Source organism: Tianxiuia mixotrophica (genome assembly GCF_050596425.1).
Lineage (GTDB): Bacteria > Bacillota > Clostridia > Peptostreptococcales > Acidaminobacteraceae.
Window position 1 is genome coordinate 4,207,327 of the sequence record NZ_CP192292.1, and the last position, 24,053, is coordinate 4,231,379.

The 24,053-nt window shown below is 39.8% G+C and carries 14 protein-coding genes; 1 reads left to right on the plus strand and 13 read right to left on the minus strand.

Annotation, left to right across the window (positions count from 1 at the left end; all coding sequences use genetic code 11):
- Positions 1-200 precede the first annotated feature (200 nt).
- From ACQ4KW_RS18700 to ACQ4KW_RS18725, 6 genes are all read right to left on the minus strand, one after another.
- The gene (locus tag ACQ4KW_RS18700) at positions 201-8,513 is read right to left on the minus strand and encodes an S-layer homology domain-containing protein (protein WP_430883951.1); all 8,313 of its coding nucleotides are present in this window, start codon (positions 8,511-8,513) and stop codon (positions 201-203) included.
- A 223-nt stretch (positions 8,514-8,736) separates the two neighbouring features.
- Entirely contained in the window at positions 8,737-9,462 is a 726-nt protein-coding gene (locus ACQ4KW_RS18705; protein WP_430883952.1) for a LytR/AlgR family response regulator transcription factor, read from the minus strand.
- A 38-nt stretch (positions 9,463-9,500) separates the two neighbouring features.
- Positions 9,501-9,884, minus strand: a complete 384-nt coding sequence (locus ACQ4KW_RS18710) for a hypothetical protein (protein WP_430883953.1) — start codon at positions 9,882-9,884, stop codon at positions 9,501-9,503.
- A gap of 17 nt (positions 9,885-9,901) precedes the next feature.
- Positions 9,902-10,621 carry a sensor histidine kinase gene (locus ACQ4KW_RS18715; RefSeq protein ID WP_430883954.1) on the minus strand — a complete coding sequence of 240 codons (720 nt, stop codon included), beginning with the start codon at positions 10,619-10,621 and terminating at the stop codon, positions 9,902-9,904.
- A 585-nt stretch (positions 10,622-11,206) separates the two neighbouring features.
- The gene (gene galE / locus ACQ4KW_RS18720) at positions 11,207-12,217 is read right to left on the minus strand and encodes a UDP-glucose 4-epimerase GalE (protein WP_430883955.1); all 1,011 of its coding nucleotides are present in this window, start codon (positions 12,215-12,217) and stop codon (positions 11,207-11,209) included.
- A gap of 372 nt (positions 12,218-12,589) precedes the next feature.
- Positions 12,590-14,866 (minus strand): Tex family protein, encoded by a 2,277-nt coding sequence (locus ACQ4KW_RS18725; protein WP_430883956.1) that lies wholly within the window; start codon positions 14,864-14,866, stop codon positions 12,590-12,592.
- 362 nt (positions 14,867-15,228) lie between these two features.
- Between ACQ4KW_RS18725 and ACQ4KW_RS18730 the strand changes: the two genes are divergently transcribed.
- Complete coding sequence (locus ACQ4KW_RS18730; protein ID WP_430883957.1) at positions 15,229-16,152, plus strand: diguanylate cyclase; 924 nt, start codon at positions 15,229-15,231, stop codon at positions 16,150-16,152.
- 144 nt (positions 16,153-16,296) lie between these two features.
- On the opposite strand, the gene prfB is transcribed toward ACQ4KW_RS18730, so the two are convergent.
- The 7 genes from prfB to ACQ4KW_RS18765 all read right to left on the minus strand — a co-directional run bounded on the left by prfB (position 16,297) and on the right by ACQ4KW_RS18765 (position 23,971).
- A protein-coding gene (prfB, locus tag ACQ4KW_RS18735) for a peptide chain release factor 2 (protein WP_430883958.1) occupies positions 16,297-17,413 on the minus strand; the annotation gives its coding sequence in 2 pieces (ribosomal slippage) (positions 16,297-17,349 and positions 17,351-17,413; 1,116 coding nt in all).
- A gap of 94 nt (positions 17,414-17,507) precedes the next feature.
- Positions 17,508-20,189 carry a preprotein translocase subunit SecA gene (gene secA / locus ACQ4KW_RS18740; RefSeq protein ID WP_430883959.1) on the minus strand — a complete coding sequence of 894 codons (2,682 nt, stop codon included), beginning with the start codon at positions 20,187-20,189 and terminating at the stop codon, positions 17,508-17,510.
- A 408-nt stretch (positions 20,190-20,597) separates the two neighbouring features.
- On the minus strand, positions 20,598-21,191 hold the full coding sequence (locus ACQ4KW_RS18745) for a DUF5317 domain-containing protein (RefSeq protein ID WP_430883960.1): 594 nt from the start codon (positions 21,189-21,191) through the stop codon (positions 20,598-20,600).
- 57 nt (positions 21,192-21,248) lie between these two features.
- A complete protein-coding gene (locus ACQ4KW_RS18750; protein WP_430883961.1) occupies positions 21,249-21,662 on the minus strand; it encodes a DUF5317 domain-containing protein in 414 nt (137 codons plus the stop codon).
- Positions 21,628-21,828, minus strand: coding sequence for a hypothetical protein (locus ACQ4KW_RS18755; RefSeq protein ID WP_430883962.1), 201 nt, complete (start codon positions 21,826-21,828; stop codon positions 21,628-21,630). Before ACQ4KW_RS18755 ends, ACQ4KW_RS18750 begins: the two co-directional genes overlap by 35 nt.
- Positions 21,818-23,092, minus strand: a complete 1,275-nt coding sequence (locus tag ACQ4KW_RS18760) for an HD-GYP domain-containing protein (protein ID WP_430883963.1) — start codon at positions 23,090-23,092, stop codon at positions 21,818-21,820. The genes ACQ4KW_RS18755 and ACQ4KW_RS18760 overlap by 11 nt, the downstream gene beginning before the upstream one ends.
- A 249-nt stretch (positions 23,093-23,341) precedes the next feature.
- Entirely contained in the window at positions 23,342-23,971 is a 630-nt protein-coding gene (locus tag ACQ4KW_RS18765) for a hypothetical protein (RefSeq protein ID WP_430883964.1), read from the minus strand.
- Positions 23,972-24,053: the final 82 nt, after the last annotated feature.

Below are 24,053 nucleotides of genomic sequence, written 5' to 3' on the forward strand. Positions count from 1 at the left end.
ATGAGGTTAAAATCCAGTATTTTCAATAGTTACAACTGGATTTTAAAAGAAAAAAACAGGCTATTTTTCTTTGCGGAGCAGAGTATAAAAGTACGAAAATCCAATAGTAAATATCCTAGATATTTTCACCTGTCTGAATAGTTACCAAAGGATATGATAAAACACTTTGAGTCAACTTCAATCAATATCCGAATCATAGATTACAGACTTTCAATAGCTTTAAGCAGTCTGTACACCATAACAGCGGCTTCCGCTCTTGTTGAGTTTTGCTTTGGCGTGTAGTTTTCCGTTGCCATGTCTTCTAAAATACCTAGGGCATGGGCTTTGGCTATGGCCTGTAGAGCCCAAGCGCTCATTTCATTTGAATCTTTAAAGTTCATTGAAATATTTTCTACATTTTTATCGCTTAAGCTGTCAAAAGCGTTCATAACCATAACAGCCATTTGCTCTCTATTGATTGAATCATTTGGTCGCATCTGACCATTATATCCACTCATGAAGCCATTTGTAACGGCCATTTTTAGGACGTCTTCATACCACTGTCCATCAACATCTGTGAAGGAAAGAGACGTGTTGGTTTCGTAGGCTTCAACAGCATTACAAAGGATTGCAGCAAACTCTGCTCTTGTGATCTCCTTTTCTGGTCTGAAGCTTCCGTCCATGTATCCGCTAATAACCTTTCTAGACGCCAATGTTTCTATGGCATTTTTCTTCCACGGCTCTTGTGGTGCATCTGCGAAGGATGCTGACACACTCATAGCAACAAACTTACCAAGTTCTTTTGTCTTAAAGGCAATGGTTTCTGTTTCTGGGTTATAGAATCCACCCACTGGTTCCCACACACTGTTTTGAATATCAAATCTATATACAATTAGAGTTTCTGGCGAAAGCACTTTTTCACCATCGACCTTCATCGTAACTGTGGCCATAGATTTCAGTGTGTTTTCATCTGATGATAAGTCTACAACATCTGATGCCACATGAACGCCCACTTGAGAAGACAGGACGCTTTCATCTGCTGCATAGCGTTTGTAGACAACTTGGTTTTCTAGAGTTTCACCTGATTTTGCTGGTGAAAGAACCATAAAGCCATCCTCAAACATAAGGGTATTATTATGGGCTTGTCTAGTTTCAAAGGCCTTGTACAAGCCCCCTTGTGGTGTTGGTTCATTTGTAACGGTGATTGTTGAGTCGCCACCCGATCCACCTGATGATTTTTTCTTGCTCTTTTTATTATTATCATTTTTGTTGCTGCTATTATTATTACTATTTGACTCAGACTTTATTTCAAAACTTTGCTTGTATAATTCTGTGTTGCCTCCTAAGTCAGTGGCTTCAATTTCCACAAGATATGTGCCAACCGCTGTAAATGTCTGACCCGATAACAAGTCTTGCTTTTGTCCATTACCATACTGAATGCTTGCAGTATATGCGTTTAGGTTGATGTCAGTCACCGTATAATTGACTTGAACGTCTCCTGTGTTGCTTGAAGCAAATCCGCTCACTGAAATTTCTGGCTTTGTGGTATCAATAACAAATGTCTTTTCAGTTGTTGCAAATTTGCCACCTCTAACCGCAGTCACACTTAACATATAAGTGCCATCCTCACTTAATGCGGTCTCATTTTCAAAAGAAAGGCTCTGACCGTCTTTTGTAAGACTTGTTGTAACATTAGCATCCTCTGGGGAAGCTCCAACACTAAGAGTAACGCTTTCATTTGTATACATGCTTTCAGGCAGTCCGTCTATCTTAATTTCAGGGACTTCCCTATCAACTATAAATGTTAGTGACTCTGTTGTGAAGTTGCCTGCTTGGTCTTCTGCTGTCACGTCTAGTTGGTAAGTGTCACTACCAGTCTCCGTTGACGTCACTATTGTCTTCCCATCGTTCATTTCATATGAACCGTATAGGTCATTATTTTTATAAAGACGACCACTCCATGTTTTTAAATCAGTGTCACTTGAAGCTATTGCTATAGCTGTATTCTTAGCGAGTATGTCATTTTTAGCCGCCCCATCAATACTTATAGATGGTCCTTCTGTATCTAAACGAACTTTTTCAGTGATCTTTTCTGAAATGTTACCCGCTTCATCGACCGCTGTAAATTCAAAGACATTGTCGCCTTCTGATAGGTTAAAATCTATTTCTAGCTCACTTCCAGTCATTTCACTGGTCTGTCCATTATGATTGATCGATATAGCTTTGAAGTTTTTATCAGAAGATTGAACCTCAAAGACCGCTTGATCTTGTCTTGTCAACGCGTCCGTCTGAAGAGTTACTTGAAGGCTTGGTCTAGTGCTGTCAAGTTCCATTTCAAAGGATGGATTCTCTGCTGACGTATTGCCTGATTTGTCTACAGCACTTATCTTGATGGTATTGTCACCCTCTTCAAGGTGTGCTGTAAGAGTCCCAGCGTCCTCAATTTCAAATGTTTCTTGTTGTTTTTCATTGACATAAACAGTTACCTCAACAGGTTCGTCTGTTGTGATATTCATATCCAGACTTTCTGTTGATGTTAAACCATATTCCAGTTCATCTACATCAATACGTGGTGCAGTTGTATCCGATTGTGCCCCATAAGTTGAGAAGTGAACCAGCATCGCCACGAGCTCACCGGGCTGAATGCTTACACGAACTTCTTCACCACTTGGTGATGTGAAAGTGTGGTCTAAAGGTGCTTGACCTGGATTATAGAAACTGTCTCCGTGCGCTTGGCTCTTATCAAGAGCTAGCCAAACATTATCCTCTTCGTTGAGATAATAGAGTTTTGTACTTTCATTATGGTCTGTGCCAATGTCAAATCGTACAAGGACATAATCTTTAATTTCTGCATCCGAATCCAGGCTGAAGTCTACGGGTTCAGAAACAAAGTTCTTTCCTGACTCTGCTTCCACATCAACTGTTGAAACGGCTAGTTTTGTTTCTTTTGTAAAGGCTGCCTTGGCCAGGGTCATAGACTCACTGATCTCTGCGTTTTCAAGGGTCTCGTTTTCACCAATTGAAAGCTTTGACAGACTGCCTGTCCCCATATTTCCAAACTTATCATATCCTCTTACAAGTATTTTATTGGCGCCTGATGACAAGTCCCCAACAGATACTTGGGTTTGAGTTTCAGCCTTTATATCATCAATAGTCTGCCACTGGCCGTCATTGATTTTAAGACTGACTCTCGTCAAATCTTCATTTGAAAGTATGGACACTTGAGACTTGTCTTCTGTTTCACCAACCTTCACTCTTGGCTTTGTAAAGTCTGCAGTCACTTCAAGCTCTGTGGCCTCTGACATATTTCCGGCATCATCCTTTGTGATCAATAGGAAGGTGTTTAGCCCTTCTCTCACATTCACCTGTATGCCATTTGACAGTTCACGTGGAAAAACACTTGCAATCTGAATTTTCTTTTCACCTTGCTTCTTAAAGATGATGGTTTTCCCTGTCTCTGAATGCCCCAAGACATTTACACTTTTATCCTTAGTCGTAAAATTGGAAATGTAAAGACTTGGTGGGTTTGGTTTTACATTATCCCAGTTCACTGTAATTTCTTTTATTTCTGATGCATTGCCCACAGAATTTACTGCCTTTAGATAAATGCTTTCTATAACTTCGTCTTTTCCTTCACCCGCTAAGACAATAAGACCTGTTTCATCCACTCTTTCTGTTAGAGCATCTTTTGAAAACCCATACATGATTTCATCGGCATTTGACTTAACAACCAGTTTGGCTGTGTCTTCAACCAGATATCCATTTGATATCTTTGTATCTGCAGATAGATAGGCCGTTAAAGTTGGGGCCTTATTATCCACCAAAACACCTTCCATTTGGTTGATTGTAGTATTGCCCGCTTCATCTGTTGCCTTCATGTGTACCCTATAAGTTCCATTCGCATTTTCTGGAACAGTCCATATAAAAGTGACACGACTTCCTTCATTTGACCCGTCTTTTACTGTTTGAAGGTTGCCTATGCCTGGAATGAAAGCCTGGACTGTCACATTTTCGCTATACTCTGCTGAAACTTCAAGTGTGTTTCCACCTGTAACAGAAGCTGTGACCGGCTTTCCATCTATACTAATTGCAGACTCTTTTAGACTTGCTGGCGTTTTATCAATCCAGTCCACCTTGGCCACTGTTTTAGTAATGTTTCCAGCCTTGTCTTTTACTTCAAAGGTATGGGTTCCATTGTCTTCAAATATGAAATAGGCTCCACCTGACACAATCTCATACGCCTCATCAACATCATAGCTCACAAGCACATTTCGATTGCTTGCCTTGTGTGTGGAGTAACTCAGAGTCACGACTGGAGGTGTTTTATCTAGTATAATCGACGCCGTGTGGGTTGCAACATTGCCCGCTTCATCTGCTGCCAAAATGGTAATGACATTTTCCTCGTCTTCAAACTCAATTATGACTTGCCCAGAGGCATCAACGTCATATTCATCTCCATTACATTCAACGATTAAATCCGTCACAACTGTATTATCTGTTGCAGTTACAGTAAATTTAAAAGTCTCTTTATTTGTAAACCCATCAGCAAGGTCTGTTTCAATAACTGGTTTTTCATGGTCTATCCAGTCTACAGTCGCCTTGGCTATGGGACTCCACTCATCTGTTTCAGACTTCTTAAACCGGGCATAAACATTTGTGTTTTTATCAATGTTTAAACCTGAAGTGCGTTCCCACGGACCATCTCCAATCTTCATCTCGATAATTGGCATGCTCTGAGGTTCTACCCAGCATGTTACAAAGCCTTGGGTCGGTGTTTCAGAAGAAAACTTTATAAGGGGCTGTCCATCAGTTGGCGCTTCTTCAAATCGTAGTACTGGTGATGCACTCGTGACTTGACCATCACCATTTACAACCACTATTTCTTTTGTAGACTGTTCCATCACACCGAGTTCATCATAATTGTAGGCTTTTGCATATAGGGTATACTGGCCTTCATCCAGGTTTCCTAAATAGAAAACATTCAAGTATTCTGGGTCTTCATTTGACCGTCTTTCTCTGAACTCTGTTGTATCGACTAGGGTATCATCCCTATACACATATACTTTTCCGTATAGCTCTTCTTGATTCTCAGGAAGCTTTGCCTTGCCCTTAACCTGGGCCGTTGGCAGTTCCCACTGGTCATAAGTTTTCCCTTTGAAAACCTGACCATTTACATAAACTTTTTCCCCGTCGTATTTGAAATTGCGCCACTGTGAAGCAGCCACTCCAACATCATTATTTTCACTAATGGCTCTGATACGGCCCTCAAATGGTGTTTCGCCTTCAATTTCTTCTATGCGAATATAAGGACCAGATGATGACGTACCCATGCCATCTAGATTTTCAGATTCAATTTCAAAATCTATGCCGCCAAGGTCTTCAACTTCTGAAGTGAACTGCGCATTATATAATGATTCTTTCAGAACAATTTCATTTTTATCTATACTCCAAATACCATCTGTCACGGTAAACTCTTTTATAAGACTTTCAAAGGCAAACCACTCTGGAAGTTCTGGGAAAATCCAAATATCATAACTTCCATCTGCAAGGTCTGGAAGCTGAACTTGACCATTTGAATTAAGATCATGTTCCCATGTGTAGGTTTCTTGGCGGTCATCAATAGACTCAATTAGAACCCAGACATCTTCATCCAGTTCCATTAGTGTTCCGTCATCTAGACGGCCTTTTACTGTTGTTGGGTTTTCTAGTTTTTCTTCAACAAGAAGGACCACTTCATCAACCCATTGACCATCTTTACAAATTTGTTCATAGTTATCCACTTCCACAAATAAAGGTATGCTCAGACTACCCTCTGCATCGTCTAGCTCTGCAATTATATAGTACTCACCCTCTTCATATAGGGGCACATTGAACATGCCGTCATCATTTAAGTATGTGTAATCAACAAATTCTATGTCATCCTCTGGTGTCCCATTTGTAAATTGATCTGCCTCATAGACGTAAACAATACCTGTTGTACTTTCTTTTCCATTAGCGTATACAACTTTCCCATCAGTATGACTGCCAATGATGTCAACATCGTATCTTGAGCCAATAGAATACTCACGTCCATCAATTATAAATTTTGACCCGTCGTAGTAAAACTGTATATAACCTGTTGAACCGTCCGGCAATCCGTCAATATCAAAGAGATTCATTTCAAACTCAATCGGCAGTGTGATGTTTTCACCAAAACTTGTTATATAGAACTCATCACTATAATTTTCCCAGCTTATTTCAATATCTTGGTTCGATTCAATATCGGCAAACATATTATAACTGTCTCTACCGGTATCAAGTCCCAGAAGATATCGTTCCATCAATATATCAAAATCTACGCTGTACTCACCATCTTTCACCTCAAAAATGTACTCAGGGGGAATCCAGTCATAAACATGTAAATTCTCGAAGATGATTTCATATTTTCCATCTGGAAGTTTTGGGATGAAAATACCTGTATTATAGAAATATTCTTCAAAAACTTCTTTTCGCGAGTTTGATGTTATTTCATATATTTCATACCAAAATCCCTCTTCATAAGATATCAATTTTCCTTGGTCTTCAACTAAAAGCCTAGCAAATTTGTGTAGGTTTGATTCTGCAAACTTAAGTTGCCCCACTGGTTCAGAGTGCCCAGACTGACCATCAATATCAAACTCTATCTCATTAGACGGACTCAATATGTATTCATAGTCATACGCCTTTGCTGTATAAGTCCCTTTAGGCAACTCAGGTAAATAGAATAGTCCATCCCCACGGGACATTGTTTCATATATGACCTCACCACTTCTTTCAATTTCCACACGGAATTGACTTGGCATATCAAAGTTGTTGTAGAAATCAAAGAACTCATACGCTTCTCGCCCTGCTTGGTAGATTTCCTTTTCAAGAGCTTCGTCAACAAGTATTTCTCCAAAATAAGAAGGCGTTTGTAAATCAATCATTTGCTTAATACTTGGATTAATTTCTTCACCATTTAGAAAGACCCTATAAGGGTTTCGCTCGACTCTAAGATCAACCCATTCGGAATTGTCTACATTTTCATCGCCTTTATCAATAACGAATCTAAAACGGTCTTCTATAACAGATTCACTTCCCCAGTCGACCCAATCAATGACATGTGTGTTATCATATGACTGGCTAAAATCAATTCTGTCCGATATGTTTTCCACATCCACATTGACATGCTCAACCACATTCTTGTCATAATTTGCATCAATGATCAGGTATGTCTTTGATAAAGGAAGATCATTCATTTCATCAATAGTCACACTGCCGTATGAATCACCTTCTATCTTCATATGCCCCCAACCAAAGAAAGGATTGGTTTGAGCCTTTTTATAACGCCCTTCATTGACTTCTAAATCATAATCTCCGGGTGGTAGTTCTATGGATATTAGCCCATTCTCTGCTATGATTAGATCATCCATATAACCGCCTGTATAATAGCTTCCCCAAATAGAAACAGGAATATCTGCATCTGTAATATCATAAATAGAACCATCATAATCTTCATACTGCAGTTGTGTTTCAAATGTGAAACACTCTCCATTATAGGCCTCTTCTAGGTCTATATAAATGGAGTCATAGTCAGTGGTTTGCAAATAGATTTTGCCTTCTAGCTTCATACCGTCCTGAGTGAAGAGGACTGCGCTTGCTTCGTATTCTCCATTTGGAAGCTCAGGAATAGTAAGCATGAAATCATCCACTTCAAAAACTTCTTCATGGCTGCCATCAAGCTTGGTGAATTGTACAAAACCACTTTCAATATTTAAACTAGTATTGTACCAGTTCAGCACTATTTCATGGAATGGTTCATTAAGTTCCACTTGAATATGGTTTTCAAAGCTAAAAGGAGAACCTTCAAAGGTCATCCCCTCTGCCCTTGACCACTCAAAAGGAATCCAATCTGAGCATATATAGTCCATTCTGCTATGATTAACCAGTCTAAACCGACCATTTGTCGCCTCAGCACCGCTTAAATCAAGCGCTTCAATACGAAGATAATTGCCTGATGCCGTCGACCAAACTGAGTCCACTTCCACATCTGCATTATCAAATTCAAATTGTAGCTCGGCCGCTTCTAAATTTTCAGCGGATTCTACAGCCACCTGGGCCTTATGTAAATCAATATCATCATCTACATAAAATGCTTCTGTTTCTTCATCCAAATACATCTTTACTTGAGTTTCTGAATAAGGCAGAAGTGAATCGGGTGTTCTGCCCATCGCCAGTTTCACATCATAATAGCCTGGCTTCAAATCTGGCATTTTAAGCTCGCCGCTATTTGTGCCTGCTGTAAAAACTGTTTTATCCCCAAAGAAAACGACATCTATATCTTCTTCTATTGGAGTTCCCCCATCATAAGTTATTTCAATTGCACCGCCAGAAGTCACTAAATGTTCATACTGACCACTCAATTCTTCTGGTTGGTTTACACCATTCTCCTCCAATGCATATGTTGTCGCAGGTAATGATGTGATCAGTAACATAAAACACATCATAAACGACAATAATCTTTTCCCCTTTTTCATTTTTTCACCTCTCGTTAATTTTTTGACTAGCATACCAACTCATTTAACCATCAATTTATTTTAGGAATGAATGTAAGCACCCATCCCCCATATATCAAGTCCGAATATCCAATTTAATCCTGCAAACATTTAATTTTCTCATAAAAAAAGCGAATCACCAAAGACCGGCAATTCGCATCTTATTTACTTTCCTATTCAATTACTTTAGTCCTAGCGTTTCATCCTAACTCAACCGATCAAGAAGTACAGGCGCCTTATAACGACTCATATAGGCTGTCCTGTCATTGCCAAAGAAATAGACTTCATAGGACCTGTCCCCATGTTCGATAATCTTTGCTATGTGGTCGGTGTTCACTATATAAGACTTATGAACCCTTAAAAAACTGGATGGTAGACGCTTTTCTACATCTGAGATGTTTTGCCTAATCACGACTGTGTCATCAGCTGTGTGTATGTATATATCTTTCTGGAGTTTTTCTATGAAGTGTATTTTTGAAAATGGTATCCAGAAGATTTCCTTTTTTGTCTTAACCAGCAGACGTCCTTCTTCTGCACTGGTGTGTTTACGTTTTATTTCATTCTTTGACTCTATGTATTCTAAAACTTGCTTAATACTGCTTTTAAATGAATTAATATTTATTGGCTTCACATGAAAGTCATAGGGATGAATTTCAAAAGAATCCAGGGCGTATTCTGGATGAGAGCTTATAACCATAAACTCTGCATCAGGATTTTTTTCCTGAACCAGTCTGCCGACACCTATGCCTGTATGGCCATCACCGATTTCCATGTCAAGCAGTGCCAGGTCTAGTTTTTCATTCTCCACGACCCATTCAGCTTCTTGATAAGACCCAACCGTATGAAGTGTTATATGTTTGTGGTCTTCCTCAAGAATTTTTTTGAGCATACGTCGTGTTGGCTCATTGTCATCTAAAATAAGTACATTCATTTCTTTTCACCCATCCCATAGCTCTGTCTTATAATTGCTTAAATTGCCTTCAAATCATTTTCAAGTGATAGTGTATAATCTGTCACCTCATCATAGGCTTCTACGTAAAGAAGCGCTTGAACATTTTGTAAATGCTTGCGATACTCATGTCTGATTTTTTTTGCTTCATGCACTTTCTTTCCATGCTGGTAGGTTTTATAACACTCTCTAACCTCAATCGCCATCAGCAAAACGCCTATTATTACAATGGTGTCTGCAATTAGAATTAAGTTGCCATATTTATCAACAAGAAGATTGTAAACCACTGGATCAAAGTTGATAAATAAAACCCCTGACAATAATAAAGCCAACATAGCCACAGCACATCCCCAAGTTTTTCTGAGGTTCCCATAGTGCCTAGCTTCTTGAAAATTCCCCCACATAATCGAATCTCCTCTAACTAGATTTTTGGAACAAGGACTTGTATACTTGTTTCCGGATTTGTACTCGCCTTTATGGTTCCACCAAGGCTTTTTACAATATCCATGACAACAGCTAAACCATACCCATGGTTGTCTCCTGTTTTGCTGGTCACACCAGCGGTAAATATTTTATTTGCATGATCCTCTGTCAAAGTTTTTCCACTGTTTTGAACTTGGATCATAATTTCATTTTTCTTATGACTTGATTGTGAATAAGTTATTTGTAACTCAATCCATCTTTCATCGCGTGGTCCCACTGACATTTGACGTACAATAGCCTCAATGGCATTGTCCATTAAATTTTCGATCACGCTTGTGACCTCTTTTGCACTCATAATATTATTAAGCGCTTTTGATTCCACTCTGTAATTGAACTGGATCCCTCTTGAGTGGCACTTAACTTTATACTTATCAATAATCAAGTCAATTATTGTTTTCTCATAGACAAGTCCAGTTTGACTGTCTCTTACCGGCGATTGTCCTATTGGTGTCTTATTTATATATTGTGACCCATCCTGCTCGGATTCATCATCATTTGATTCGCTCGTTGCCATATTGGCTATTTTGTTAAGAAGCTCAAATGCTTCATTGTATTTGCTTTCACTGATTAAACGTCTGACCTCTTCTAAATTTCTTGCTGAATGCTTGCCGTCTTCTCTATACGCCTGCAATTGTTCTTCGAGCACCTGCCTATTCACAAGAGATCTCTTTTTAAATTTTTCAGTGACAATATTCATAAACAGAAAATAACTAACCACTAAATATACAGTTAAAAAGACGCCTGCTGAGATCGTATTCCTATGATCCTCGAACACCACATCCCTTAGTGCATATAAAATTAGAAAAAGAACAACATACTGTGCGCCGAAAAATATACATATAAAGAATAATTTGGATTTATCGTGCATAATCACCACGTTATCTTTCTCTTACGCCCCTATAAACTACGAAATCCGCCAAAAGACCTATGTAAATGTGACCTTTGGAAATTGTTTGCTACATCTGAAATTATATATAAAGCGGCCCCAAGTTTCAATGAAACTTGGGGCTAAAGTATATTTTTGTAAGCCATTTCGGAAAATGGCGATTTTTGTCGATTTCTTTCGACATTTAATGCATTTAGAGTATAAGTCAATGTCTTTTTTAACGTTAATTATGGTCATTCATCGCTATTTTAGGTGTATACAATACACATAATGTGAATTGTTGATTAGGTAAACTTTTTACATTTTCGACTTATTATTTCAGAATTTAATTTTCTTTTGTTAAAAGTACACAAATACCTAGACATAACCATTCGGATTTTGACTTTGCCACTTCCACGAATCTCGGCACATATCCTCAATATTTTTTTCAGTTTTCCATCCGAAAAGTTCTAAGGCTTTTGTCGCATCAGCATAGCAAGTGGCTATGTCTCCAGGTCGTCTTTCACTAATCACATAGGGTACAGCTTGCTCAGTGGCTTTTTCAAATGCCTTTACAACATCAAGAACACTATATCCATTGCCTGTGCCTAAATTCACTGCTTCAATCCCCTTATTCGCCGTCACATATTCCAGGGCTGCCAAGTGGCCTTTGGCAAGATCTACCACATGAATGTAGTCTCTTACACCGGTTCCATCGTGGGTTTTGTAATCATTTCCAAAAACACTGAGCTTTTCTCTTTTCCCAACGGCAACTTGTGTTATAAATGGCATTAGGTTATTTGGTATACCATTTGGATCTTCCCCAATACGCCCACTCTCATGGGCACCTATTGGGTTAAAGTATCTCAATAGGGCAATGCTCCAATCATTGTCTGACACAAATAAATCGCCCATAATCTCTTCTATCATAAGTTTTGTGCGACCGTAAGGATTCGTTGCTGACAAAGGGAAGTCTTCCTTGATTGGTGTCATGTGTGGGTCGCCATAAACGGTGGCTGATGAACTGAAGACTATTTTCTTAACGTCATGAGCTTTCATAACCTGGCAAAGCATCAAGGTACCCGTTATGTTTGTGTGATAATAAGCCAATGGGATTTCAACAGATTCCCCCACTGCTTTAAGACCTGCAAAATGAATCACTGATTCAATATCATTTTCACAAAATATTTTATCCAGAGCATTTTTATCAAGAATATCCGCCTCATATAGCTTGGGTTCACGTCCAGAAATTTCTGAAATACGCTTAACAGCTTCAGGCTTGCTATTTGAAAAATTATCAACTATTACAACATCTTTTCCCGCTTGAAGCAGTTCTACACATGTGTGACTACCAATATAGCCTGCCCCACCTGTTACTAATATTGACATTCGTGTGCCTCCTTAAATTTTCAATTAATGATTATCTAGATTTTATATTCATTGACCCTTGTCTTACATGCCTACATCTTATAGGTCAAGGAGCTTGTCTTCTTTATCAGTTTAACATGAATCTAAAAAATATCTCTATTAATCTATAAAACCCCGGTTACAATCCGTAAACACCCAAGCCCTTATTCTTTCATGCTTTTGGATTGTTTTATCTGTGTGTTATATCCAATTGAGCGACTTGCAAAATATCATTCAAGAACTCTCGTCATACCCTATCCCAAAGAGAGATTTAGGAATCAAAATTTAAGCATACAATAAAAGAAAGGGGATGCTTGTTTCAGCATCCCCATAACAAATCAATATAATTTATGTCTACAAGCCCTTCATAGAAAGGGATACCTTGCCTCGATTCTTATCCACACCAATAATCTTAACTTGAACCGTATCTCCAACAGCAACCACATTCATAGGATGCTTGACATACTTGTCGGATAGTTCTGATATGTGGACAAGTCCATCATTTTTGACACCAATATCCACAAACGCACCAAAATCAACCACATTTCGCACAGTGCCTGTTAGAATCATGCCTTCTGCAAGATCTTCAAAGGAAAGAACATCACTTCTAAATATTGGCTTAGGCATTTCCTCACGTGGGTCACGACCTGGCTTTTTGATTTCATCGATAATATCTTTAAGCGTCGGAAGACCAACGCCCAATTCCTCAGCCAACTTTTTTAAGGCCTTGTCATAGCGTTTGGCGTTTTGTGACTTATCCGTCTTCTTAGGCTTTTTAAGGGCTGCTAAAGCTTCAAATCCCTTCCCTGAAATGCCAAGAGATTCTTTTTCAACGGTTTCTGGAACAAGGTCAATAATTCTTTGACTGATGTCACCTAAATTTCCACCACTAACATCTTCTAATGAATAGCCCAGTTTTTCAAGTAGATGTGTTGCCGTCTCATACGATTCAGGGTGAACCGAAGTGTTGTCCAGAGGGTTGTTTGCACCAGAAATTCTTAGGAAACCAGCACACTGTTCATATGCTTTGTTACCAAGACGAGCAACTTTTAATAGCTGCTTGCGCTCCGCATATTTGCCGTTCTCATCCCTGTAGTTTACAATATTTTTCGCTATGGCACTGGATACGCCTGCCACATACTGAAGCAGGGATGGCGTTGCGGTATTAAGATCCACACCAACACTGTTTACACAGTCTTCAACGACGCCTGTCAGGGTGTCATTGAGTTTCTTTTGATTTAGGTCATGCTGATACTGGCCTACACCAATATGCTTGGGATCAATTTTAACGAGCTCAGCCAATGGATCTTGCAGACGGCGACCTATTGAAATTGCCCCTCTTATAGATACATCAATGTCTGGATACTCTTCTGTAGCCAGTTTTGATGCTGAATAAACTGATGCTCCCGCTTCAGAGACGATTGTATAGTAGACAGTTTTATCGATTTCCTTCAATGATTCTGCCACAAACTGCTCTGTTTCTCTTGATGCGGTGCCATTGCCTATTGGAATAATATCCACATCATGTTTCTTGATAAGGTCCACAAGAACTCGGCGAGACTCAGCCACTTTATTCTGAGGCTTATTCGGATAAATTGTCGCATATTCCAGAAGCTTACCTGTTCCATCAAGAACTGCCAGTTTACATCCTGTTCTGTAACTTGGATCAACCGCTAAGACCTTTGCATCATGCACAGGTGGAATAAGCAGTAGGGGTTTGGTGTTCTTGCCAAAAACTTTAATGGCTTCTTCTTCAGCCCGTTCAGTGAGCATACTTCTAATTTCTCTTTCAATACTCGATGAGATCAGTCTCTTGTATGCATCCTGAATGGCTGCTTCAATTTCACCGACAAAAATACTCTGTACATTTGTGACTATTGATTTTGTAAGCTTATCAAGAATGACCTCATCTGGCATTGTTACCTTAACGCGCAGGATTTTTTCTTTTTCCCCACGGTTAATGGCCAGAATTCTATGATCGGGTATAGATTTAACAGCTTCAGAGTAATCATAGTACTGCTCGAAGACCGATTCCTCTGCACTTTTTGTCTTTTGCGAAACAATTAGTCCATGTGCCTTAACTTGCTCACGTATCCATTCTCTATACTCTGGATTGTCAGAAACTTGTTCTGCGATAATGTCACGTGCACCTGCTAGGGCTTCCTCTATAGTATGGACCTCATTGTCCTCGTTAACGAAGGCCTGTGCAGCTTCTTCTGGCGTCCCACTTGTGGCTTCTTGTGCCATCATAAGCTGAGCCAGTGGTTCAAGACCCTTTTCCTTGGCCTTAGTTGCCCTTGTTTGTTTTTTCTGCTTAAAGGGTCTGTATAGGTCTTCAACCTTGCGAAGAACCTTTGCATCCAAAATCTTCTTTTCAAGATCAGGTGTTAGTTTTTCCTGTTCCGCAATAAGTCGAATAACTTCTTCTTTACGGGACTCCAAGTTTCTTAAATATTTAAGTCTCTCATCAAAAGATCTCAGAATTTCATCACTCATGCCACCTGTGACTTCTTTTCTGTATCGCGCGATAAACGGTATTGTATTGCCTTCATCAATCAGCTTAATGGTTTCTTTAACCTTTTCAGCCTTTAGATTCAGTTCACTTGAGAGTTGCTTGATGATCAGTTCCATAACCTTACCTCCGGTTTCCTACATTTTTCCTCTACCATTGTATCGCTATGCTGAGAATACTGCAAGAAATCCGAAATAATCAAAGTATTATGGCGATATTCGTCCAAAACAAGGCAGGTCAAAGCAAAATATTATGTATTTATCAAAAATATGATTAAATACATGTAAAATTGGAAATTACATGAACAGAATTACATTTTTTCTAGATCAGACGTTTGTAAATTCACAGATTCATGTCAATGCCAAATTCTCATTAAAGCTCTTGCTGTACAAGTGTCTATACACAGCACAGCATTGGGCCAGCATTGACGTTTAAATACTGTTTTACAAGTCGCTTAGATGGGTGTGAAGAGGGTATGGATATGAGTTCTTACTATGAAAAACTTATCATGAAAATGCCACTGGCGTACGCACGTCACCGCATAGTGTATGACCATTATGGAAATGCTACCGACTATGAGTTCCTTGACATGAATCCCATGTTTGAAAAACTAACGGGACTGAAACGTCAAAGTGTCTTAGGCAAGCGTCTCACTGAGGCCATCCCTGACATAAAGCATGACCAAACGGACTGGATAGCAACCTATGCATCTGTTGTGAAAAATGACAAGCCCATAACTTTTACAACACATGTTGCTTCCTTAGATGCGCATTATCAAATTACCGCTTTCAAAATGGCTATCAATGAATTTGTGACTATATTCGAAGATGTGTCTTCCCATGTTCACAACACAAAATGCCTCATTGATGCCAACAACACTTTGAAAGAGGACAATCGAATTCTCTATCAAAAATCTGTGACGGATAGCTTGACCAACTTCTTTAACCACAACTACATCCGGGAGCTTTTAAAGGAAGAGTTAAGCCGATCTATGTCTTGTAGTCTTCCCTTAACCCTTGCTATGATTGATATTGATCATTTTAAAGAGATCAATGATACATATGGTCACTTAGTGGGTGACGAAGCCCTTGCAATGCTTTCTGATTTAATTAGAAAGAAAACCAGACGTTCTGATTTTATCGGCCGTTATGGCGGGGAGGAATTTTTACTGGTCCTACCTGGAACGGATATAGAAAGAGGCAATCAAATTGTTGATCGCCTAAGGTCCGCCATTGCTGAACATGCCTTTGTGATTCACGGTCACCATGTAACAATGACTGTGAGTTGCGGGGTTGCCTCGTATCAGGGCCAAAGCATGCACCAGCTTATTGAAGAGGCTGATAAACATCTCTATGAAGCCAAAAGGCTTGGCCGTAACCAGTGTATGTGTAGTCTCATAAGCTAATATAGTTTTCACTAAAAAAGCCTGAGGGAATCTATTCTGAATCCCTCAGGCTTAATTATTCACATATTCTATTTCATTAATTGTTGATTTCGTCCTTCTTGATGGGTTCTTGACGGTTTTTCAAACGTTCATCTGACATCTCATTTACTGATTGTCTTCATGGACCTTCATTTTAAGGTATGCATCAATAAAAGGTTGAACTTCACCGTCCATCACAGCCTGAACATTGCCCGTTTCATGGTTTGTTCTATGATCCTTCACAAGATTGTAAGGATGGAAGACATATGAACGAATTTGACTGCCCCAAGCAATCTGAGAGTAGTCTCCCGCCAGATCTTCAATTTTATCCTTTTGCTCCTGAATTCTTAAATCAATCAACTTTGACATAAGCATACGCATTGCTGTTGCCCTGTTGCTTATTTGCGAACGCTCATTTTGACACTGAACCACAACGCCTGTCGGTATATGGGTAATACGAACCGCAGAATCTGTTGTATTGATATGCTGTCCGCCTGCGCCAGAAGCTCTGAAGGTGTCAATTTTTATATCACTTTGATTTATGTCCACTTCAACATCTTCATCCAGTTCAGGCATAACATCCACAGATGCGAAACTTGTATGCCTCTTCCCAGAAGAATCAAATGGAGACAGTCTGACAAGTCGGTGAACGCCTTTTTCCGATTTCAAATACCCATAGGCATTGATGCCTCGAATAGCCATAGATACGTTCTTAATACCCGCTTCTGTGTCTTTGAGTATATCTAGTATTTCAACCGCAAAACCACTGTGAGCAGCCCACCTATTGTACATTCTAAAAAGCATTTCAGACCAGTCTTGTGCATCCAGTCCACCTGCACCTGCATTAATGGATAAGATGGCATTGTTTTCATCGTACTGACCGGACAGGAGTGTTTGCAAGTTCATTTTTTCTACACTTGCTTTTAGCTTTTCAATACCACTTGCAGCTTCTTTTTCAATGGAGTCATCTTCCTCTTCAAGTCCCATATCAACAAGGAGAGACAACTCTTCAAATGCTGTTTCCATGGCTTCAAAGTGCTCCAGCTTCGTTTTGATAGACTTGGCTCTTCTCAGCGTTTTTTGAGCCGCCGTTTGATCATCCCAAAAGTCTGGCTCCGTCATTAACATTTCAAGCTCATCGTGTTCTTTTTCTAAGCCTTCAATGTCAAAGTGAACCCCTCAAATCATTTAGGGATGCTTCAATGTCCTTTAACTCGCCTATACACTTTTCAAGTTTTAGCACACCACACACCTCTTTTCTATTCATTAAGCAACTTGTTAAGTATCACTTATAAGACCTTTCAAGCGCTTTTATTTTTTTGACTAGGCCGCCATTTTTAGCTGGCGCCACAGCACTTCTTATATTTCTTACCGCTTCCACATGGGCAAGGATCATTTCGGCCAACCTTGTTTTCCTTTTTTACTGGCGCTTGCTTTTTAGGTGTGCCGTCACCACCAGAAGTGCCTGTGATCTTAGCCACTTGCTCACGTTTTGCTTCTGTTCGGATGGTTACATGGTAGATATGTCTTACCGTGTCAACCTGTATATTATATGTCATTTCATTGAACATATCAAAACCTTCAATTTGATATGCTCTGACTGGATCTTCCTGACCAACCGCTCTAAGACCTATACCCTGTTTTAACTGGTCCATGGCGTCAATATGGTCAATCCACTTTTCATCAACAACACGGAGCAGAATAACCCGTTCAATTTCACGAAGTCTTTCCGTACCAACCTCTTCTTCTTTCATGGCATAGAGCTTGGCCGCTATCTCAAGAAGTTTTTCTTTTAAAGACTCCCGATCAAGGGCTTCAAGGTTATCAAACTTAAGTAGACCTTTTGGTAGAAATACTTGGTGCAGATAGTCTTCTAGGGACTTCAGATCCCACTCTTCAGCGTATTCTGACTCAGATGTGTAAAGTTCAATGGATCTGTCAATAATGCTTTCAACCATTGAGTCCACTTCATCTTTGATGCTTTCACCATGAAGGACGCGGTTACGCTCTCCATATATGATTTCACGTTGCTTATTCATAACATCATCGTACTGCAATACATGCTTACGAATACCGAAGTTTCGACCCTCAACTTTTTTCTGAGCGCCTTCGATAGACTTTGTCAGAATCCCTGCTTCAAGGGGCATATCGTCTTCCATACCAAGTTTATCAACCATAGCCTTGATATTGTCATTAACAAATAGGCGCATTAAGTCATCATCGAATGAAATGAAGAACTGTGATGACCCTGGATCGCCTTGACGTCCAGAACGACCACGGAGCTGATTATCTATACGACGGGACTCGTGTCTTTCTGTACCGATAATATGAAGGCCACCTGCCTGCTTAACTTTTTCAGCTTCAGCATCTGTTACCGTTTTATATTCAGCAAATATTTCTTTGTACTTATCTCTGGCCTCGTTGACTTCTGGATCTTCAAACTCAAGCGGACTTGTAACAAGGGCTAAAACTTCATCTGAATAGCCCTGCTTTGACATGTCGCGCTTGGCCATAAATTCTGGGTTACCCCCAAGAACGATATCCGTACCACGACCAGCCATGTTTGTTGCTATGGTTACCGCATTGAATCGACCAGCTTGGGAAACAATTTCTGCTTCTCTCTCATGTTGCTTGGCATTTAAGACTTCATGCTTTATACCGCGCTTTTTGAGTAGGCTGGATAGATATTCAGAAGTTTCAATCGAAATGGTACCCACTAGGATTGGCTGTCCATGTTGATGTCTCTCTTCAATGTCTTTGATTACAGCACCAAATTTTCCATTTAATGATTTATAAACTGAATCTGGCATATCCAGTCTCTGGATCGGGCGGTTGGTTGGAACAACCACAACATCCATGCCATAGATGTGTTTAAATTCATCTTCTTCTGTCTTGGCTGTACCTGTCATACCAGACAGCTTGGTATACATTCTAAAGTAGTTTTGAAGTGTTATAGTTGCCAGTGTTTGGGACTCTTTACGCACTTCCATGTTCTCTTTGGCTTCAATAGCTTGGTGGAGACCATTTGAGTAACGACGTCCAAACATAAGACGGCCTGTAAACTCATCAACGATGACAACTTCGCCTTCCTTGACAACATAATCAACATCTTTTTTCATTAAGTATCTAGCTTTCAATGCCTGGTTGATATGGTGGGAAATTTCCATATTCTGCGGATCAGAAAGGTTTTCCAGGCTAAAGAAACGTTCCGCTTTTTCCACGCCACCCTCATCTGTTAACACAACAGAATGGGCTTTCTCGTCAATGGAATAATCTTCTTCTCTTTTTAGCATTTGTACAAACGTGTCTGCCACCTTGTACAGGCTTGTTGATTTTGAGCCTTCACCCGAAATAATAAGAGGTGTTCTGGCTTCATCGACCAGAATAGAATCGACCTCATCCACAATGGCGTAGTTGAGTGGTCTTTGTACCAGGTTTTCCTTGTAAATAGACATATTGTCGCGAAGATAGTCAAAACCGAATTCATTGTTTGTACCAAATGTTATATCAGCCTGATATGCATCAACACGTTCTTGGCCACGTACACCATGAACAACACAACCAACCGTTAGACCTAGGAAGCTGTATAGTTTCCCCATCCAGTCGCGGTCACGTCGTGCCAGGTAGTCATTAACTGTGATCACATGGGCACCCTTGCCTTCAAGAGCGTTCAAGTACACCGGACAAGTCGCCGTTAAAGTTTTACCTTCACCGGTTCTCATCTCAGCAATACGACCACCATGGAGTACAATACCACCCAGTAGCTGAACAGGATAATGTCTGAGGCCGAGTGTTCTAACAGCTGCTTCCCTAACAACAGCAAAGGCTTCATTTAGAAGGTCATCTGTCGTCTCACCAGAAGCCAGTCTTTTTTTGAATTCGTCTGTTTTTGCTCGTAAAGCATCATCAGACAGGGCCTGCATTTGCGGCTCAAGTGCTTCAATTTCAGCAACTTGTTTCATAAGCCGCTTCACTTCCCTGTCATTGTCACTTCCAAATAATTTTTCTAAAAATCGCATGTTTATCGTCCCTTCGTTTCCCGGAGCATTCAGGAAATCTGCCTAGGGACTGCTTGAGCAGTCTATTTCGCCTATGGTAGATTTCTTGAGTGTTCCGGGATATATTCATATCCCGCTGCTCATGATTCGGTGACTTTTCACGGGCATTCTCTACTTATTTTTTGTATAGCCTGACTGGTTTGTAAGGATTAGAAATCTAATCCTTACAAATATATATTATAGCATACTGTAAATCCACTCTATGTTAGAACTTAGTGACATATTCATGAATAAACTGTGAATTCAGTAAGTCACTATACAATGAAAAAAGAACCCGCAAGCGGATTCTCTTTTCAGTATGTAAGCGATTTATCGAATCATGTATATCATTTTCCACTGGAAATGAACACATGATTTTAACGTTTTTAATTAATACCTTGATTTATATGAGTATTTCACCATTGAACCCGCCGCTCGGTAGAAAACTTTTTTCATTTCACCTTGTACAAGAATAACCACGCCCACCATTAAAAAAATATCTCCTATGGAGAGCACTTTTGCAAATGGATACATATCAGGTAATGGAATAAACTTGCCTAAATATCTTGAAAAATCTACAACGCTTTCCATATTTACATAATTTATAAGCGATCCATCCTGAATGGTTTCTATGACACCGTGCAGTCCAGCATATTCAAGACCTTTAAAATCAATTGGCATTTTAAAACCGTTCATACCCACAGCAACAAGATTCATAATCGTTCCTGCAATAATAAACCAAATGCCGCTTTTATCCAGGTTCATAAAGAGAACCATAACCATTAAACACATGGCCACAAATGGCATGTAAATTAAATACTCCATAAAAACATTCGCACGCGAAAGAAAAATTGGTGATATTTGTGTTAAAAATGCTATGATGACGAGCCAAAGCCCTTTAAACTGCGTATCGCCTAAGCTTGTTAAGCGCCCTTTCCTCAGTTTGCCAATGGCAACGCCGAGTATTACGGCTTCTAAAAACACGAACATCCCTCCTTGGTGTGCGGCTGTAAATGCTAGAAATGAATGAGTCCATATTCATTATACAGAAAAATACTTGGTATGACCAGCTTTCATCCCCTTAAATATAAGTAAAATTACACCTAGGTCAATAAAAACGTCCCCTAAACTAATTGTTTTAGGAAATGGCCACGGCGGCGGAATGGCAATGACATCCGCTAAAATTGTGAACGATGTTTCATGGGTTATAAGAGCATGAGCAAACACTTCACCATTTTTTAAGGCCGCAAGCACTGTATCATATCCATGCTCTAGACCCAAAGCTGGATCAACTGGCATATAGCCAAAATTGGCCAAAATAACAGTAAAATTCATAACTGACCCTAGAAAAATCATATTCATACCTGGAAGCTTTAAATTCCTGTAGAAAAAAAAGCAAAGAAGCGCGTTGACTATGATTTCAATAAGTAAGGTTAAGGCATCCATGTGACTCATAAAAAAAAGGCCACTTGTGTTTGACCATAAGCTCCCCTAGACTTTCTAGGGCAAAGGCTACAATTGGTATATAAATATAGGCTATTTTCAGTCTGGCTAGATTTTCAAAACGCCCCTTGAAAAGAAGTCCCAATAAACTAGCTATTAGAAGTGTTTCAACCAGCATAAAGCGCCTCCGTGGTTTGACTGATATTCAGGTCTAAAAAGACATCCACAACCTCTGGGTGGAACTGCGAACCAGATGCGCTTCTAATAATTTCAACAGCCGCTTCATGGCTCATGGCCTTTCTATATGACTGATCAGAGGTCATGGCGTCATAAGCATCTGCTACAGCTATTATGGCCGACTCAATAGGAAGCTGATCCCCATTGATACTGTCTGGATAACCGTTGCCATCAAATCGTTCATGATGGTAGCGGATAATAACCGACACCCTCTGTAAAGCGGCCACATCTTTAATGATGTTGGCCCCTATTTCTGGGTGTTGCTGAACTTCATAGAACTCTTTAAAATCAAGCTTCCCTGGCTTATTGAGAACTTCATCCTTTATGCCGATCTTACCTATATCGTGAAGTAAAGCGGCTGTTTTAACCGTTTCGATTTCCTTTGGTGAAAGATTCAATTGCTCTGCAATTTTCACAGAGTACTCAGCCACTCTGTGGGAGTGCCCATTGGTGTACTCATCTTTGGCATCAAGGGCATTTGACAAGGTTCTGATCGTTTCAAAGTACATTTTTTTCATTTCTATATACATAGAGAAAGAGTATCTTGCCAGTAGCAAGGGGCCAAATATAAGGCTGGCAAAAAACCAACCGTAGGTTTTATAAGAAAACAACATGAGTATGCCTATGGGGGCTATGGCTGCAAAATTGTGCAGACACCACAGTTGTTCTTGTACAACCACCCAGAACCGTCTTTCTTGTAGTATAGAAAACAACTTTGAATAAATGATCAAATTGAAAAAGACGTATCCACAAAATGTGCCCAGTATCCCAAACACGCTCAGATCAATAAAGCTGGGAGTGGGAGCAATTTGAGTGAAGAATTTACCTGCCACCCCACCCGCTAGAGCTGAAATGGCGTAAGCAGATCCATTAAAATACCGTTTATAAAACGAGGTGTTGAATATGTGCTTCAGCTCACCATCTTCGGAATAAATCTTTAGCATTGTACCAAGTGTCAATACGACTGCAGCAATGAATGGATCAAATAGTAAAATTGCTGCCATACCAATGGCAAAGCCTATAGACACATAGGAATTGTCCCCAAGCGGTATGATCATGGACTCGGCAATTGCTGAAAGAACTACAAAAAATAGGAACTCAAGCCAGTTCCCATTTCTATACTGCATATATACGCCTGTTAATATAGCGACTGTGCCTATTGCATTGATGAGGTGAGTGTATTGTAGTAGTTTTTTCTCATTCATTGCTATATCTCCCAAAAATAAATCGAGCCGACGCTGAAATTTTCGCTCTTACGAGCCTAGTGATTACTTCCAGCCGAAGTTTGCGCCACCAGCAAGTACCAGTGATAATAGAGACATGAACATAACCATAAGTCTTCTTTTCATGATGAAAACCCCCTTGTTATTTGTCTCTGCCTGCTTCGCTAGTCATAACAGGATAATTTCGCTACGCTATCCTCTTCTATGCAGAGGTTGTTTGTTGCGTCGGCTCTACTTCACTAGCTTTGCAATGCGTCTATTGAGGGCGTCAAGGGTCGCTCTTACGAGGGCCTCTTTTTCATCGCCCCTTACAATAGCTGAACCAATATGTATTTCTTCCGTAAAACCATTGAGGGCACATAGAGCCACATTATAGACCTCTGTTCCACCAAGTTTTACAGCCTTAAAATCTTCTAAAACAACCCCTTGCTTTGCACCAAAAAGCTCATTGAGGCTATTCAGTGTGGCTTCTACAACCAATCTTTTTGAGTTTCTTGTTGTGTGCATGCCATTCATTTTTCCTATATAGGCTCTTTCATCATGGCGCAGGGTAACTTTCACTTCTGCCTGGGCATCTGAACCAATTAAGTACTTAACTTCATCAACTTGAATTCTTCCCATTGTTCTTTCAGGTGGGTCCATTTCAATTTGTGCTATTGAGATTAGTTTTCGATCTATGACATCACCGAATTTTGCAGCGTAGATAGACTGCACATCACGGCTGATTTGCTTAGGATGTCGCGACTGATCTGTCAACACATGGATTTCTCGCATGGTGCTTTCATCAGTAATAATATTGGCATTTATAACGCCCGACAACTTTCGTATGGTATTTTGAAACTCTTCTTTACGCTCTATCATATCAGGCCGTCCCCCTAGATTTAACACAAAGCTTGATTTCACTCAGTTTTGTTAATGTCACTTGAAAATCCGATTGTCTATA